Below are 15,700 nucleotides of genomic sequence, written 5' to 3'. Positions count from 1 at the left end.
CCGGCTCAGTCGGTGCCGGCGACCAGGTGCTCGAGGGTGAGCTTCGGGAACTCCTTGAGGATGTACTGCAACCGCCACTTGTCGCTGAACAGCGCCAGGATCGCACCGTCGGTGCGGGTGAAGACCTCGACCCCGCGCTGGCGATCGAGCTCGGCGGCCGACTCGGCGTCGGTGCGCCGCGCCAGGCCGTAGGGGAGGCCGTCGAGCTGGGTCTCGACGTTGAACTCGCTCTTCATGCGGGCCGTCACGACCTCGAACTGCATGGGTCCGACCGCCGCGAGCACGGGCGAGGCGTCGCCGCGCATGTCGTTGCGCAGCACCTGCACCACGCCCTCGGAGTCGAGCTGGTCGATGGCCTTGCGGAACTGCTTGTACTTGCCCGCGCTCTGGGCGCGCAGGGTCGCGAAATGCTCGGGCGCGAAGGACGGGATCGGCGGGAACTCCACCTTCTTGTCCACGAACAGCGTGTGCCCGGGCGCCAAGGCGGTGGCGTTGACCAGGCCGACCACGTCGCCCGGGTACGCGGTGTCGACGGTCGTGCGCTCGCGGCCGAAGACGGTGAGCGCGTACTTGGTGGCGAAGGGCCGCCCGGTCTGCGCGTGCGTCACGACCATGCCGCGCTCGAACTCGCCGGACACGATGCGCATGAACGCGAGCCGGTCGCGGTGCGCGGTGTCCATGCCGGCCTGCACCTTGAAGATGACGGCGCTGAACGGGTCGGTGATGTTGCGCGGTTCGCCCTTGACGTCGACGCGCGCGGCAGGCGCGGGAGCGAGCTCGATGAGCGTCTCGAGGATCTGGCGCACACCGAAATTCAGCATGGCCGAGCCGTAGATGACCGGTGAGGTGTGCCCGGCCAGGAACAGTTCCTGATCGTGGTCCTGCCCGGCGGCCGAGAGCAGTTCGCTCTCCTCGACCGCGGTCTCCCACACGTCGCCCTCGCGCTCGGCGGCCTGCTCGGGGGTGTAGCGCTCCTCGGGCGCGATGGTCGCGCCGCCCGCGGTGCGGGTGAAGTGGATGTATTCGGTCGGCGTGCCCTCGGCCCCGCGCCGCAGCAGCCCGCGGAAATCGCCGGCGATGCCGACCGGCAGGAACAGCGGGGTGGGGGTCAGGCCGATGCGATCGGTGATCTCGTCGAGCAGTTCCAGGGGCGCCTGGCCCGGCCGGTCCCATTTGTTGATGACGGTGATGACCGGGATTCCGCGGTCGCGGGCGACCTGAAAGAGCTTGAGCGTCTGCGGTTCCAGGCCCTTGGCGGCGTCGATGAGCATGACCGCGGCGTCGACCGCGGTGAGCACCCGGTAGGTGTCCTCGGAGAAGTCGGAGTGACCGGGGGTGTCGACCAGGTTGATGACGCAGTCGCCGTATTCGAACTGCAGCGCGGTGGAGCTGACGGAGATGCCGCGCGCCTTCTCCATTTCCATCCAGTCCGACACGGTGGACTTGCGCCCCGCCTTGCCGTGGATGGCGCCCGCCTCGGAGATGACCTTCGCGTGCAGCGCCAGCGCCTCGGTCAGCGTGGACTTACCCGCGTCCGGATGGGAGATCACCGCGAAGGTGCGCCGCCGGGCCACCTCGTCGGCCACTCGCCCCGAATTGGGGGTGGTCGCGCTGGCAGTCGGGGAACTCACGGGAAACTCCTTCGCAGACGGCAACCGAACCAGGGTACGCGACGCGCTCCCCACCCCCACCAGCCGGTTCCCCGGTCGCACGCGGTCGATGGACGGGGCCGCGCGGTGGCCGCCGCACCCGCCCCCGCACGGTATCGACCGGTCGCGCGACCGGCATCTCGATTCGCGGTGGCGGGCAGTGGTTCGTGAGCGGCGCTCAGGGGGCGCCGAGATGCCTGGTCACGGCCTGCGTGACCAGCGCGGACGGGTCGGCGCCGGGCGCCACCGCCTCGAGACTGCGGGTGGCGACGACGGTGGCGATGCCGTGGAAGTGGGTCCACAGGCTCAGCGCGAGTTCGTTGACCTGCGTCCGGGAGCGGCCGGGCGCGGATTCGCCGACCAGGTCGCGCCAGCGGTGGAACATCGGGAGGGTCACGGTGGCCCGGAGGTTGCCGCCCGCGCCCTCGAGGAGGTCGTGCCGGAACATGAGCGCGAACATCTCCGGACGCCGCGCGGCGAAACCCACGTATTCCAGGCCGGAGTCGGCGACGCGCGCCCGGGCCGATTCGCCCTGTACCGCAGCGAGTCTCGTGCCCAGTTCGATGTATCCGCGCGACGCGATAGCCGCCAGCAGCGCGTTGTGGGTCGGGAAGTAGCGCCGGGGCGCGCCATGGGACACCCCGGCTTCGCGGGCGATCGCGCGCAATCCCAGTTGCGCGGCGCCGGTTTCCTCCAGCATCGCGACCCCGGCTGTCACGAGTCGTTCCCGCAGCGGCTCGACCACAGTCATGCCCTCATCCTCCCGTGTCGCCGAACACGTTCGCGCAGGGGCCTATACGGGTGTTTCGCCGCTGTCGGCCACCCGGCGCGTTTCGCTGTAGACACTGTCTACGCCCTCGTGTAGACAGTGTAGACAGTGTCTACGAACGATTTCGGGGAGGCGTATATATGTGGTACTGGTTGTTGAAACACGTGCTGGTGGGTCCGGTGCTCCGGGTCATGGGCCGGCCGAAAGTCGAAGGGCTGCACAATATTCCGGCCGATGGTCCGGTGATCATCGCGGCCAATCATCTGGCCGTGGTCGATTCGCTGTACCTGGCGCTGATCCTGCCCCGGCGCATCACCTTCATCGCCAAACAGGAGTACTTCACCACCGGCGGCTGGCGCGGCCGGGTGAACAGGTGGGTCATGAACGCCACCGGGCAGGTGCCGGTCGACCGCTCCGGCGGCGCGGCGGGCGGGGATTCGCTGGCCGCCGCGGCCGGGATCCTGGAATCCGGCGGCATCTGGGGCATCCACCCCGAGGGCACCCGCTCCCCGGACGGCCGCATCTACCGCGGCCGCACCGGCGTGATCCGCGTGGCCATGCGGACCGGAGCGCCGGTCGTTCCGGTCGTGCTCTCGGGCACCGATAGGGTGAATCCGCGCAACCGGCGGTTCCTGCGGCCGGCGAAGGTGCGGATCGCCATCGGATGTCCCCGCTACTTCGTTCCGGCCGATCGGCACGGGGTGCGCCGCGCGACCGATGAGCTCATGGCGGATCTGGTGCGCCGTTCGGGGCGGCCCTATGTGGACTGCTACGCGGCGACCTTCGCCGAACGCGCCGCGGCGGCATAGCTCGAGGTAGGGGCGGTGTAAAGCGGTTCCGAGCGCGTGTTAGAGTCTTCAGGTTGTCTCGGCGAGGGTGCGACACCCCCAAATGTCCACCGTGATCGACGCGGCTCGGCTTATTCGGCCGTCCATGTTGGTCTTCGCCCGACGAGCAGACCAAAATTCGCGCCAGGGCGGCAAGATCCCCTGGCCAGCACGCTGACATCAGCCCGGACGAGCCCGTAGGAGTAGACAGTCATGTCCGACGCCAACCTTCTCGAAACCACCGTACGCACCGAGTTCGGTAAGGGTGCCGCGCGTCGTACCCGCCGCGACGGCAACGTTCCCGCCGTGCTGTACGGCCACAACGAGGAGCCGCAGCACCTCTCGATCAACGCCCGTGAGTTCTCCGCCATCCTGCGTGAGCACGGCACCAACGCGATCCTGAACCTGAACATCGGCGGCAAGAAGCAGCTGGCGATGACCAAGTCCGTTGTCGTGCACCCGATCCGTCGTTACATCGAGCACGCCGACCTGCTGATCATCCGTCGTGGCGAGCGCGTCACCGCCGATGTGCACGTCGCCGTCGTCGGCGAGGCCGCCTCCGGCACCCTGGTCACCCAGGACGCCACCGTGCTGTCCATCGAGGCCGACGCGCTGAAGCTGCCCGAGTCCATCGAGGTCTCGATCGAGGGCGCCGAGGCCGGCACCCAGATCCTGGCCGGCGCCATCGAGCTGCCCGAGGGCGTCACCCTCGCCGGTGACCCGGAGGCCCTGATCGTCAACGTCATCGCCGCCCCGGCCTCCGCGCAGGAGACCGAAGAGGCCGCCGCTGCCGCCGAGGAAGCCGCCGCCGCCGAGGAAGCCGCCGAGTAATTCGGCCCCTCGCAACGGTTTTCGATGACCGAGGCACACGCCGGGCCCGCGCTCGTGGTCGGACTGGGTAATCCCGGAACCGAATACGAGCGCACCCGGCACAATGTCGGTTTCCTGGTCGCCGATGTGCTCGCGGAGCGCGTGGGCGGCCGTTTCACCGTGCACAAGAAGTCCGGTGCGGATCTACTGGAAGCTCGTCTCGACGGGCGCAAGGTATTGATCGCCAAACCGCGCAGCTATATGAATCTGTCCGGGCGGCCCGTGGCCGCGCTGGCCAAATTCTTCTCGGTGCCCGCCACCGAGGTCATCGCCGTCCATGACGAACTGGATCTGCCGTTCGGCGTGATCCGGCTCAAGCAGGGTGGCGGCGAAGGTGGTCACAACGGACTGCGCTCGATGTCGCAGGCTCTGACCACCAAGGACTATCTGCGGGTTCGTTTCGGAATCGGCCGGCCCCCGGGCCGCCAGGATCCGGCGGACTTCGTGCTGAAACCCTTTTCCGCCGCGGAGCGCAAAGAGGTTCCGGTGATCGTGGAACAGGCCGCGGACGCCGTGGAGACACTGCTGCGGGTCGGTCTGGTCGACGCCCAGAATCGGCTGCACTGAGCCGCAACGGCAGACGAGACAGCGTGCCCCCGTTCGATTTTCGGACGGGGGCACGTTCGCGTCCGGGGCCCGTTCAGCCCAGCTGCTGGATGGTGGCCGAGCGGCGCAGCTTGCCCGAGGAGGTCTTGGGCAGCGCGCCGGGCCCGAGAATGGTGACGCTGCGCGGGCGCACGCCCACCTCGGAGAACACCGCGTGCACGATGTCGTGTTCGATGCGCTTGACCTCGTCCGGATTCTGATGGTCGTTGCTCTCGGCGACGACCGCGAAGCTCTCGCGCTTCTGGCCCGCGTCCAGGCGCACCGCGACCGCGTTGCCGGGGCGAACGCCCTTGACACGCAAGGCCGCCCGTTCGATATCGGTCGGGAAGATGTTGCGCCCGCCCATGATGATGACGTCCTTGATGCGCCCGCACACCACGACCAGGCCGTCGTCGGTGAAATACCCGATGTCCCCGGTGTCGAGCCAGCCCTGCGCGTCGAGCGCCGGGGTGAAGCCGTCGATGGTGACGTAGCCGGAAGTCACGGCGGGGCCGCGCAATTCGATGACGCCGACGCTGCGCACCGGGAGCGGCTGCCGGTCGGCGTCGACCACCCGGCCCTCGAGATTGTCGACCAGGTAGCCCAGGGTGGGCAGTCGGCGCAGATTGCCGTAGTGGTGTTCGGGATGGCGGACCGGCACCGCCTTGCCGATGGCCTCGAGCAGGTCGGCGTCGACGATGTCGAGCACCTGGCCCAGGCCCGGATCCGGAATCGACACCGCGAGCGTGGTTTCGGCCATGCCGTAGACCGGGGTGAGCGCCATGGGGTTGAGCCCGAAGCGTTGTCCGGCGGTGGCCAGGGCGACCATGGTGTCGGCGTCCACCGGCTCCGCGCCGTTCCACATGTAGCGCACGCTGCTCAGGTCGAAGGCGTTGTCCTCGGCGTTGCGTAACCTGCGCGCGAGCAGGGAGTACGCGAAATTCGGTGCGGCGGTGACGGTGCCGCGGTATTTCGAGATGAGCTCGGCCCAGAGAATGGGCCGCAGCAGGAAGTCCATCGGGGTCACGCACACCACTTCGGCGCCGAATTGCATCGGCACGCTGAGGAATCCGACCATGCCCATGTCATGGAACAGCGGCAGCCAGCTGATCATCACGTCGTCGTCGAGCTGGAACTTCACGCGATCGAACATCGCGTAGGCGTTGACGAAGAAATTGCCGTGCGTGATCCGCACTGCCTTGGGCGAGCCGGTGGAGCCGGAGGTCAACTGCTGCAGCGCGATATCGGCCTCGCCGGTCGGCAGCGGGTCGATGTCCCGGCCGCCGCGCAGGGTGTCGATGGTGACGACGGCGATGCCCCGCTCGGCGAGCAGGGGCGCGGCGGCCTCGAAGGGCGCGCCCAGGATGACCGCCCGCGCCTCGATCATGCGCAGCACGGTTTCGGTGTCCCGGGCCCAGACCTGCAGGTCCGTGCGCGGGGTCGGCTGATGCAGCATGGTGATCGACGCGCCCCGCATCCACACGGCCTGACAGGCCGGCGCGATGTCCACCGGCATCCCGGCCAGCACCCCCACCGCGTCCCCGTGCCCGATCCCCGCGTCGGCGAGCCCACCCGCCATAACTCTGGCGATCCGGTGTATTTCTCCCCAGCTCTGCCGCAGCGGCGCGTCCGGCTCCCCGGTCACCAACCCGTGCCCGGATGTGCGAGCGGTTGCATACATTTCGTCGGTGAAGCGGCTCACGATCGACTCCTCAAACGCTGGCCAACATGTCAACTATCCCGGCCCCCGCACCGCCCTGTCGACCGTTTGAAGTTTTCCGCCGCACCGTGCGCCGCCGGCCCCGTGCGGTGCGTCAGGGCAGGGCGGCCACCGCGTGGCGGAAGCGGTCGAGATCCTCGAAGCTGACGAAAGCGTGCGGAGAAGCTCGGACCACGGCGGGTAGCGCGCGGTCGGTCATGTCGAGCAGGGTCGAGGAGCGGTGGCTGACGGTCACCGTGATGGATTCGGTGGCGAGGCGGTCGCGGATGGCCACCGGATCGAGGCCGTCGACGGTGAACGAGACGATGCCCGCGTGCTGGGTGCCGCGATCGCGGACGGTGACCCGGGGGATTTCGGCCAGGGTTTTGCGCAGGTAGGCGGCGCGTTCGGCGATGGCCGCGTACACCTCGGCGGGGCCGTTCTCGAGCAGATAGCGCACCGCCGCGCCCAGGCCGAGGCGGGCCGCGACATCGCATTCCCAGAACTCGAAGCGGGCGGCGCCGGCGGCGAGGGTGTAGTCGCCCGGTGCGGTCCAGGCGGCGCTGTGCAGATCCAGGCGCTCGGGTTCCATGGTCGCGGCCAGGTCGGGGCGCACGTAGAGGAAGCCGGTGCCGCGCGGGCCGCGTAGCCATTTGCGGCCGGTGGCAGAGAGGGCGTCGACGCCGAGTTCGGCGACGTCCAGGGGGAGCTGTCCGGCGGATTGGCAGGCGTCGAGCAGAACCAGCGCACCGGCCCGGCGGGCGATGCGGGCGGCTTCGGCGACCGGGTTCACCAGTCCGCCGTTGGTCGGAACATGAACCAGGGACACCAGTTTCACGCGCTCGTCGATCATCGCCGTCAGGGCGTCGAGATCGAGCTGCCCGCTGCTGTCGCTGGGCACGGCCTCCACGACCGCTCCGCTGCGCCGGGCGCGCTGCAGGGCCGCGATGGCGTTGCTGGCGTAGTCCGCGCCCGAGATGAGAATGCGGTCGCCCGCCCGCAGCGGCACCGAGTAGAAGAAGTCGGTCCAGGATCGGCTGGCGCTGTCGCTGAGCGCGATGCTGCCGGGATCGGCGTTGATCAGGGTCCCGATGGCCGTCTTGACCGCGGCCAGATCGTCGAGCCGCTCGTTGGCCGCGCGGTAGCCGCCGATCTCGGCCTCGCGCCGCAGATGGTCGATCGCGGTGTCCACCACGATCCGCGGCGGCAGCGAGGAGCCGGCGCTGTCGAGGAAAACCTGGCCTTCGCAACCCGGGGTATCGGCCCGCAAGCGGGAGATGTTCACCATGTAATCGACCATATCGGTTGGTGTGTTCTCCATTTCGTCAGATTTCTTGTCGGAATGGGTCGCTATTCTGGTTGGGGTCGCCGTGCGTCCGGTCGGCGGCGGTTCGGGTGAGTGGAGGTTGGTATGGCGATCACGACGTCTCCTGCCGGTTTGCCACGAGTTGCCGGGCCACCGGCCCCGGCGGGCGCCGAGCACACCGGCCGGGTGGCGCGGGCCCCCGGGAGCGAGTTCTCCTCCAGAGCCGCGGCCGAGGCTTACGTCGGCAAGGTCTGTTTCAAGCAGGGCCCACCCGCGCTGATCGGCGCCGAACTCGAGTGGCTCACCGCGATCGGGGAGCGTTCGCCGTCCGCCCCGCGTCCGGAGTTGACCGTGCTCGCCGACGCACTCGGGCCCTATGCGCCACAGTCGATTTCCCCCGCGTCACCGGCCCTTCCGCTGCCGGGCGGGAGCCGGGTCACCATCGAACCCGGCGGTCAGATAGAACTCTCCAGTGCCCCGTTCGGCGCCGCGGCCGAACTGTGTGAGCGCTTGCGGGCCGATGCGGCCCACCTCCGGGACCTGCTGTCGACCCGGGACATCCACCCCTTCGCCCTCTCGGCCGACGCCCATCGCCCGCCCGAGCGGCTGCTCCAGTTGCCCCGCTACTGCGCCATGGAGAAGAGTTTCGCGGGCATCGGCCCGTTCGGCGCGCTGATGATGTGCAACACCGCCGCCGCCCAGGTCAGTGTGGACGCCGGTACCGATCCGGCCGACATCTCCGCCCGCTGGACCGCCCTGTACGCCATGGGCCCCGCCCTGCTCGCGGCCTTCGCCTGCTCCCCGGCCCTGCACGGTGCGCCACCGGGGGAGTGGGCCTCCCAGCGCATGCGCGCCTGGCTCCGCCTGGACAATCAGCGCACGCGCCCGCCCGTCCACCACTGGCCGGACCCCATCACCGGCTACGCCCGCTGGGCCCTGGACGTACCGCTGCTGTGCGTACGCCCGGCCCCCGCCTCGAACCACCCGGCCGCCGCCGCGGGGAACGGACACGCGGATTCGGCCGCCCGGAACGCGTCGCGCTCGAACGGCTCGCGCCCGGGCGCCGCGTCGGCGCCGAACGGCTCGCATCCGGGTGGCAGGGGAGCTTCGAACGGCACGAACGGTGTGAACGGGCCGGATTCCGCCGGACGCGGCGCCGTCGTCCCCTCGACCGGCCCCGCCGTGGCGGACTGGTCGGCCCCGCCCGGCGCGACCTTCGCCGACTGGCTGTGCGGCGCTCTCGACGAGGAGATCGGCCGCCGTCCCGACCGCTCCGACCTCGACTACCACCTGACCACCCTGTTCCCCCTGGTCCGGGCCTCGGGCCACCTGGAGGTCCGCTATCTCGACGCCCAGCCCGGCGACACCTGGACCACCCCGGTCCACGTCTTCGACGCGCTGCTCTCCACCCCCGAGGTCGTCCGGGAAGCCACCACCCTCGTCACCCCCACGGCCGACCTCTGGTCCGAGGCCGCCCGCCACGGCCTCGCCGACCCCGAGATCCGCACCACCGCAACGGCCCTGCTGGAACTGGCCGCCGCGCACGCCCCCACCCCTACGGCCGCAACGGAATTGGCCGCGGCGGCCGCCCGCTGTGCCCGAGGAATCAGCCCCACGGAAGGGCACGGACCCGAGGCCGGACGATGAGCCGGCCCCGGCCCGACGCCCGTGCCGTCGAGCGGCGTCATGCGCCGGCGACCGGTCCCGCCGCGGTGCCGGACCGGCTTCCGATCCACCGTCCGCAGCCGCGGAAGGTGGTGCGACGGGCACGACGCGCCGCCGGAGTTCGCCAGGGACGCACTGCCATTCGGGCAGCGCAGCCCGCCGGTGGGCCGCATCGGCCCGAGCTCGGTTCGTGCGCGGACCACGGCGTGCGTTCGGGCGTGACCGAACCCGTCGCCGCCGCGCGGTGCGGTGCGCCGGCGGTGACGTCGCGCCCCCGGAATCCCGCGGCGGCGCACCGGCCGCCGCGCACAGTCGTCGAATTCGGAGTTCTCTCATGAGTATTCACTTGCCCGGCACGGATCGGTCGGAGACCGAGCGGCTGCGGGGGCGGATCGCCGAGACCCTCGAGCGGGCGCGAGCCCGGACGGTGGGGCTGGTCGAGTGTGTCGACGAGGCGGAGCTGGTGGCGCAGCACTCGCGGATCATGAGCCCGCTGGTGTGGGATCTGGCGCATATCGGGAACCAGGAAGAGCTGTGGCTGGTGCGTGATGTCGGTGGGCGCGAACCGGTTCGGGCCGACATCGACGAGCTGTACGACGCGTTCAAGCACGCCCGCGCCAACCGGCCCGCGCTGCCGCTGCTGAACCCGCGCGAGGCCAGGGACTACGTGGGCACAGTGCGGGACAAGGTGTGGGATGTGCTCGAGCGCAGTCCGTTACGCGGTGATGCCCTCGTCTCGGGCGGCTTCGCCTTCGGGATGATCGCCCAGCACGAGCAGCAGCACGACGAGACCATGCTGGCCACCCATCAGCTGCGGGCGGGGGAGGCGGTGCTGACCGCGCCCGCGCCGCCGGCGGTGAGCGCGCCGGTGCACGGTGAGATCGTGGTCCCGGCCGGGGAATTCACCATGGGCACCGATGACGACCCCTGGGCGCTGGACAACGAGCGCCCCGCCCACCCGGTGCACGTGCCCGGCTACGCCATCGACATCGCACCGGTTACCAACGCGCGGTATCTCGAGTTCATGGCGGGCGGCGGCTACGACCGCCCCGAACTCTGGTCCGAGGCGGGCTGGGCGCATCGCGTCGAGGCCGGGCTGGCGTCCCCGCAGTTCTGGGAGCGTGACGGCGGCGGGCAGTGGTGGCGAAGGGTTTTCGGGGAGATGCGCCCGCTGCGCCCGCACCAGCCGGTGCTGCACGTCTGCTATTTCGAGGCCGAGGCGTTCGCGGCCTGGGCGGGCAAGCGCCTGCCCACCGAGGCCGAATGGGAGAAGGCCGCGCGTTTCGACCCGGCCACCGGCCGCTCGCGCCGATACCCCTGGGGTGACACCGATCCTACCGAGCACACCGCGAATCTGGGCCAGCGCCACCTGGAACCGGCCGACGCGGGCGCGTACCCCGCCGGCGCCTCGGCCCTGGGCGTGCACCAGCTGGTCGGCGACGTCTGGGAATGGACCTCCTCCGGCTTCACCCCCTACCCCGGCTTCCGCGCCTTCCCCTACCGCGAGTACTCCGAGGTCTTCTTCGGCGGCGACTACCGCATCCTGCGCGGCGGCTCCTTCGGCGCCGACCAGGTCGCCGCCCGCGGCACCTTCCGCAACTGGGACCACCCCATCCGCCGCCAGATCTTCTCCGGCTTCCGCCTGGCCCGCGACCTCACCCCCGGGGAAAACTGATGCCCCGCCGGGCTCACCCCGACCTGTCGATTCCGTTGCGTGGCACATCGTCTCGGACGCGGTGGTCTCGGCACACCGGCAACGACACGCTGCGCACGCCCGTCGATGTGCGGGCCGATGCGCCGCCGCCCGGCTCCGCCCGGCTTGCGGACGTACCCCCGCAACACCTCGCCTCGGGCCCCGCGCGCGGTTGCCATGGGTTGCGGCGGGTCGAACGTGCTCGCGGTGGAGGTGCACCAGCGTACCGCCACCGGGCGTCCCCGGGTTCGCGGCAGGGTGCCGGCGGCCTGCCGCCGTGCGGGCGCGGCACCGCGCGCGTCGGCGTACGCGACGGTCGTGAGATCGTTCGCGAGGTGCGCTGATGTGCCGTCACCTCGCCTACCTCGGCCCGCCGGTTCCGGTGGCCGACCCGATCATCCGGGGTCCGCACTCGCTGCGCACGCAGTCGTGGGCGCCGCGGGAGATGCGGGGCGGGGGGACCATCAACGCCGACGGGTTCGGGGTGGCGTGGTGGACGCCGGTGCTGCCGACTCCGCCGAACCGGGGACCCGGTGTCGCATGGCACGGCGGGAGCGCGATCGGGTCCGAGTCACCGGGGATCGTCGTCGGCGAATCGGACTCCGAAGTACGGGGCCGAAGTTCGGGCTCCGCGGCGACCGTGCGCACCGGGGAGCCACCCTCCGCCGCCCGGGGAGTGGGTTCGCTCGGGGTCACGCGCTACCGGAACGCCGCCCCCATCTGGAGCGATCCGGCGGTGGACGAGGTGCTGCCGCAGCTGTTTTCGGGTGCGGTGGTGGCGGCGGTGCGGTCGGCTACGGCGGGACTGCCGGTCGAGCGGGCCGCGTGCGCGCCGTTCACGCGGGGCCGGTGGGCATTCAGCCACAACGGTGCGATTCCGGACTGGCGGCGGGCGCTGACCGCGGTGGCGACGGAGTTCGGCGTATCCGGCCTGCTTGAGGCCGAAGCGCTGACCGACTCGGCGGTGCTGTGGGTGATCCTGCACGCGCTGCTGGAACGGTCGGACCCGGAAACCGCGCTGCGGCAGGTGGTTCGGGCCGTGCTGCGGGAAGCGCCGGGCGCGCGGTTGAATCTGCTGCTCTGCGACGGGGAGACGGTGTGGGCGACCACGCGGTATCACTCGCTGGCCGTGCTGGCGGACGGGGATTCGGTGGTGGTGGCCTCCGAGCCCTACGACGACGATCCGCGCTGGCAGCCGATCGCGGACGGGCAATTGGTGGTGGCGCGCGCGGGGCGAAGCACCTCGGCGGCACTGGATATCGAGATCGAAAGGGCACCTTCATGACTGCTGCGACGCTGGAGATCCATCTAACCGACGACGACCTGACCGCGGCACTGCGGTCCGACGTCCGCCAAGGGCTGACCGCGAGCCCGAAATGGCTGCCGCCCAAATGGTTCTACGACGCACGCGGCAGCGAGCTGTTCGAGCAGATCACCGAGCTGCCGGAGTACTACCCCACGCGCACCGAACGCGCCCTGCTGGAAAGCGTCGTCGGCGAGATCGCCGCCGTCGCCCAGGCCGAGGTTCTGGTCGAGCTGGGCGCGGGTTCGGCGGCCAAGACGCGCCTGCTGCTGGACGCGCTCACCACCGGCGGCCCGCTCAAGACCTATGTGCCCCAGGATGTCTCGGTGTCGGCCCTGCGCGCCTCCGCCGACGAGGTCGCCGCCGAGTTCCCGGGCCTGGCCGTGCACGGCGTGGTCAGTGATTTCACCGCCACCCTGGACAATCTCCCGCGCGGCGGCCGGCGCATGATCGCCTTCCTGGGCGGCACGATCGGCAACCTGGTGCCCGCCGAGCGCGCGCAGTTCCTGTCCGGCGTGCACGATGTGCTCGAACCGGGCGAGCGCCTGCTGCTCGGCGCGGGCCTGGTCATCGATCCCGCGATCCTGGTGCCCGCCTACGACGACGCCGCGGGCGTCACCGCCGAGTTCAATCGCAATGTGCTGCACGTGCTCAACTCCCGCCTGGCCGCGAATTTCGCGCCCGAGAAGTTCGCGCACGTCGCCCTGTGGGACGAGGAGAACGAGTGGATCGAGATGCGCCTGGAGGCCACCGAGGCCATGTCGGTCACCATCGCCGATCTGGATCTGACGGTCGACTTCGCCGCCGGTGAGCGCCTGCGCACCGAGATCTCCGCCAAGTTCCGGCCCGCCGGGCTCGAGAAGGAGCTGGCCGCAGCGGGTTTCGGCACCGAGCGGGTGTGGACGGATCCGCGGGACCGCTTCGCCCTGGTCCTCGCCGAACGTCGCTAGCAAACCGGCAAATCCGGCAGTGGCGGTGCGGCGCGCGCCCTAGGATCGAAGGCAGTGAAGCCGTGGGAGATTTTCGGCCTCTGTCTCGGAGTGGCCGCGTTCTGCATCGCCCTGCCGCTGTTGCTCGGCTGGAGCCGGGATCGCCTGTGGCTGGCGGGCGGTCTGCTCCTGCTCACAGGCGCGCTCGCACTGCTGGTGCTGCCGCTCCCGCACCCGGCCGGATACGTGGACTGCGGTTCCCTCGTGCATCCCCGCAACGCGTGGACCGGTCCGGCGATCTGTTCAGACAGTTCGGACTGCACCGCACCGGATTTCGGCCCCCAGTGCGCCCGGAACCGCACCGAACGGATTCAGGCCACCGCCCTCATCGCCGTGAGCGCGCTGGGGGTGACGGTGCTCTGCGGCCGCCGGGTGCTGCGCGAATGGCACCGATCGGTCGGTCCGGCCGACTGAGCCCGGTGTGAACTACTTCTGCGCGGTGACCGCCGCCAGCCATTCGACCACGGGCCGCAGCTCTTCCCACGCCGAGCGCACCCGCGCGGCCGCCTCGGGCCCGGTCAGCCACTCCGGCGCCCCGTACGAGCGGCTCACCACCAGCGTCTTGTGCCGCAGCAGCTCGATTCGCGGGTGATCGATGGCGAAACCCTTGGGTTTGGTCTTGAGCTGGTCCCCGCCGACCGTGTAACCCGCCGAGACCAGTTGTGCGAGCAACCTTTCCAGCTCGGTCCCGCGCACCTCGTCGTCGACGGCGGTGCGCAGCGCGGCGAGCTGCGCGGGCTCGGTCGCGTATTGCCCGCCCGCCACGAACAGTCCGGAGGCGTCGATCTGCACGTACCAGCCGTTGGACGGCGCCGCGTGCACGACCGCGCCCTGACTGGTCTTGTAGGGCGTCTTGTCCCGCGCGAACCGCACGTCCCGGTACGGCCGGAAGATCTTGCCCGTCCCGAAGCCGGGTTCCAGTTCGGCGATCAGCGCCTGCATGGGCGCGCGCACCGAGGCCTCCCAGACCGGCTTGTTCGCGGTCCAGAAGGCTTTGGAGTTGTCGGCCTCGAGGTCTTCGTAGAAGTCCAGGCCGGTGAGCGGGAATCCGGTGAAGGGCACCGGACCAGGTTAATTGTCCGTCGGCACCAGCCCGTCGCTGCCCAGCACGATGAAGGCGAAGATCAGGCCGAGCACCATGCAGACGCCGCCGGCGATGGCCGCCCACCTGCCGAGCTTCTCGCCCTTGCTGTTGCCGACCAGGCCCAGCACGATGGCCGCGATGCCGAATCCGAACGGGCAGAACAACAGTGCGATCGCGGCGCAGACGAACCCGATGATCGAGAAGACCTGGGTCCCGGTGTGCGGCGGCGGTGCGCCGAACGGCTGATAGGGCTGGCCGGGCTGTTGCGGGTAGCCGGGGTACCCGCCCTGCGGCGCGTACGGCTGGCCCGGCTGCTGCGGATACCCCGGATATCCGGGCTGCCCGCCCTGCGCCTGCCCGCCCATCGGCGGATAGTTGTACACCCCGCCCGACGGATACTGATCGCCCTGCGGATACGGCGCACCCTGCGGATACGGCGCACCTTGCGGAGGGTACTGCCCGCCCTGCGGATAGGGCTCGGGCGCACCCTGCGGGTACTGCCCGCCCTGCGGATCCGGATATCCCGGCGGCGGATACTGTCCCGGCGCACCTGTCGGATACGGCTCCGGCGCACCCTGCGGGTACGGCGCGGCGGCCGGTTCCTGTCCCGCGGGCGGCGGGGTCGCGGCAGGCTCCGGCGACTCGGCCTTCTCCTTCTTCAAGAAGTCTCCGGATCCGGACTGCGGTTCGTTCGGCGGTGTACTCATGCAGCGCCCTCCTATGTAGTGGTGTGAACGCTCTTCATGGGTATCACCCGGCGGGTCCCGGCGCGCAACATCCCGCTCTGCTCGCCGCCCCCGGATGATCGGCTCAGTCGTCGGGCTCGTCGACGATCTCCATGGCCGCGACCTCCGCGGGCCGGTCGTCCTCGGAACGGGTCTCCTCGCGCCGGCGGCGGCGGGTCCATTCCTGGTCGAGCTCGGCCTCGATCCCGAGGCGGCCGGTGTCGTCGTTCTCGCGATTGCGGATGATCAGATCCTCGGGCGGGTCGGCGATATAGCGCTCGTACTCGCGGACTTCGTCGGCCTGGTCGTCGTCGCCCAGGTCGTAGTCGAGGTTTTCGACGTCGTCGGTGTCGAGTACCTCGTCCATGAGCTGGTCGTCGTCATCGTTGCGCCGCTCGTCCATCCGGCACCGCCTCTCCTCCGCGCTCCCGTACCAAACCGCTGACTCCGTTCACGCTACCGCCGCCGCCGGGTGGCTTCACCCATTGCCGTCCTTTCACAGCAGCGCGCCCCCGCCGGAATCGGCGGGGGCGCGC

15 protein-coding genes are annotated in these 15,700 nt (G+C 70.5%); 8 read left to right on the top strand and 7 right to left on the bottom strand.

All coding sequences use genetic code 11. The annotated features are described in order from the left end of the window. Positions 1-5 precede the first annotated feature (5 nt). Entirely contained in the window at positions 6-1,586 is a 1,581-nt protein-coding gene (locus tag ABZ319_RS05905; RefSeq protein WP_354985293.1) for a peptide chain release factor 3, read from the bottom strand. Between the two features lie 241 nt (positions 1,587-1,827). Then, positions 1,828-2,400, bottom strand: coding sequence for a TetR/AcrR family transcriptional regulator (locus tag ABZ319_RS05900; protein ID WP_354985187.1), 573 nt, complete (start codon positions 2,398-2,400; stop codon positions 1,828-1,830). Between the two features lie 158 nt (positions 2,401-2,558). Here ABZ319_RS05900 and ABZ319_RS05895 point away from each other — a divergent pair, with 158 nt between their 5' ends. The 3 genes from ABZ319_RS05895 to pth all read left to right on the top strand — a co-directional run bounded on the left by ABZ319_RS05895 (position 2,559) and on the right by pth (position 4,682). Continuing rightward, positions 2,559-3,227 (top strand): lysophospholipid acyltransferase family protein, encoded by a 669-nt coding sequence (locus tag ABZ319_RS05895; protein WP_354985186.1) that lies wholly within the window; start codon positions 2,559-2,561, stop codon positions 3,225-3,227. Between the two features lie 231 nt (positions 3,228-3,458). Next, entirely contained in the window at positions 3,459-4,076 is a 618-nt protein-coding gene (locus tag ABZ319_RS05890) for a 50S ribosomal protein L25/general stress protein Ctc (protein ID WP_354985185.1), read from the top strand. 24 nt (positions 4,077-4,100) lie between these two features. Continuing rightward, on the top strand, positions 4,101-4,682 hold the full coding sequence (pth, locus tag ABZ319_RS05885; protein ID WP_354985184.1) for an aminoacyl-tRNA hydrolase: 582 nt from the start codon (positions 4,101-4,103) through the stop codon (positions 4,680-4,682). Positions 4,683-4,755: 73 nt separating this feature from the next. Here pth and ABZ319_RS05880 read toward each other — a convergent pair whose 3' ends face one another. After that, positions 4,756-6,402 (bottom strand): fatty acyl-AMP ligase, encoded by a 1,647-nt coding sequence (locus ABZ319_RS05880; protein ID WP_354985183.1) that lies wholly within the window; start codon positions 6,400-6,402, stop codon positions 4,756-4,758. A 112-nt stretch (positions 6,403-6,514) separates the two neighbouring features. Then, complete coding sequence (locus ABZ319_RS05875) at positions 6,515-7,687, bottom strand: aminotransferase class V-fold PLP-dependent enzyme (protein ID WP_354985292.1); 1,173 nt, start codon at positions 7,685-7,687, stop codon at positions 6,515-6,517. Between the two features lie 123 nt (positions 7,688-7,810). Between ABZ319_RS05875 and ABZ319_RS05870 the strand changes: the two genes are divergently transcribed. The 5 genes from ABZ319_RS05870 (at position 7,811) to ABZ319_RS05850 (ending at position 13,769) form a co-directional block, all read left to right on the top strand. Further along, positions 7,811-9,352, top strand: coding sequence for a glutamate-cysteine ligase family protein (locus tag ABZ319_RS05870; RefSeq protein ID WP_354985182.1), 1,542 nt, complete (start codon positions 7,811-7,813; stop codon positions 9,350-9,352). Between the two features lie 352 nt (positions 9,353-9,704). Next, on the top strand, positions 9,705-11,045 hold the full coding sequence (gene egtB / locus ABZ319_RS05865) for an ergothioneine biosynthesis protein EgtB (protein WP_354985181.1): 1,341 nt from the start codon (positions 9,705-9,707) through the stop codon (positions 11,043-11,045). A gap of 361 nt (positions 11,046-11,406) precedes the next feature. Continuing rightward, on the top strand, positions 11,407-12,348 hold the full coding sequence (locus ABZ319_RS05860) for a class II glutamine amidotransferase (RefSeq protein ID WP_354985180.1): 942 nt from the start codon (positions 11,407-11,409) through the stop codon (positions 12,346-12,348). Further along, positions 12,345-13,316, top strand: coding sequence for an L-histidine N(alpha)-methyltransferase (gene egtD / locus ABZ319_RS05855; protein WP_354985179.1), 972 nt, complete (start codon positions 12,345-12,347; stop codon positions 13,314-13,316). The genes ABZ319_RS05860 and egtD overlap by 4 nt, the downstream gene beginning before the upstream one ends. A gap of 54 nt (positions 13,317-13,370) precedes the next feature. Further along, positions 13,371-13,769: a hypothetical protein gene (locus tag ABZ319_RS05850; RefSeq protein WP_354985178.1), complete on the top strand. Its 399-nt coding sequence runs from the start codon at positions 13,371-13,373 to the stop codon at positions 13,767-13,769. Between the two features lie 12 nt (positions 13,770-13,781). Here the strand turns inward: ABZ319_RS05850 and ABZ319_RS05845 are convergent, their stop codons facing one another. The 3 genes from ABZ319_RS05845 to ABZ319_RS05835 all read right to left on the bottom strand — a co-directional run bounded on the left by ABZ319_RS05845 (position 13,782) and on the right by ABZ319_RS05835 (position 15,567). Next, positions 13,782-14,417 carry a DUF2461 domain-containing protein gene (locus tag ABZ319_RS05845; RefSeq protein ID WP_354985177.1) on the bottom strand — a complete coding sequence of 212 codons (636 nt, stop codon included), beginning with the start codon at positions 14,415-14,417 and terminating at the stop codon, positions 13,782-13,784. 9 nt (positions 14,418-14,426) lie between these two features. Further along, positions 14,427-15,146, bottom strand: a complete 720-nt coding sequence (locus tag ABZ319_RS05840; protein WP_354985176.1) for a hypothetical protein — start codon at positions 15,144-15,146, stop codon at positions 14,427-14,429. A 103-nt stretch (positions 15,147-15,249) separates the two neighbouring features. After that, a complete protein-coding gene (locus tag ABZ319_RS05835) occupies positions 15,250-15,567 on the bottom strand; it encodes a hypothetical protein (protein WP_354985175.1) in 318 nt (105 codons plus the stop codon). Positions 15,568-15,700: the final 133 nt, after the last annotated feature.

It is taken from the genome of Nocardia sp. NPDC005978 (assembly GCF_040614455.1).
Lineage (GTDB): Bacteria > Actinomycetota > Actinomycetes > Mycobacteriales > Mycobacteriaceae > Nocardia.
This window is presented reverse-complemented; position numbering and strand designations above follow the sequence as displayed.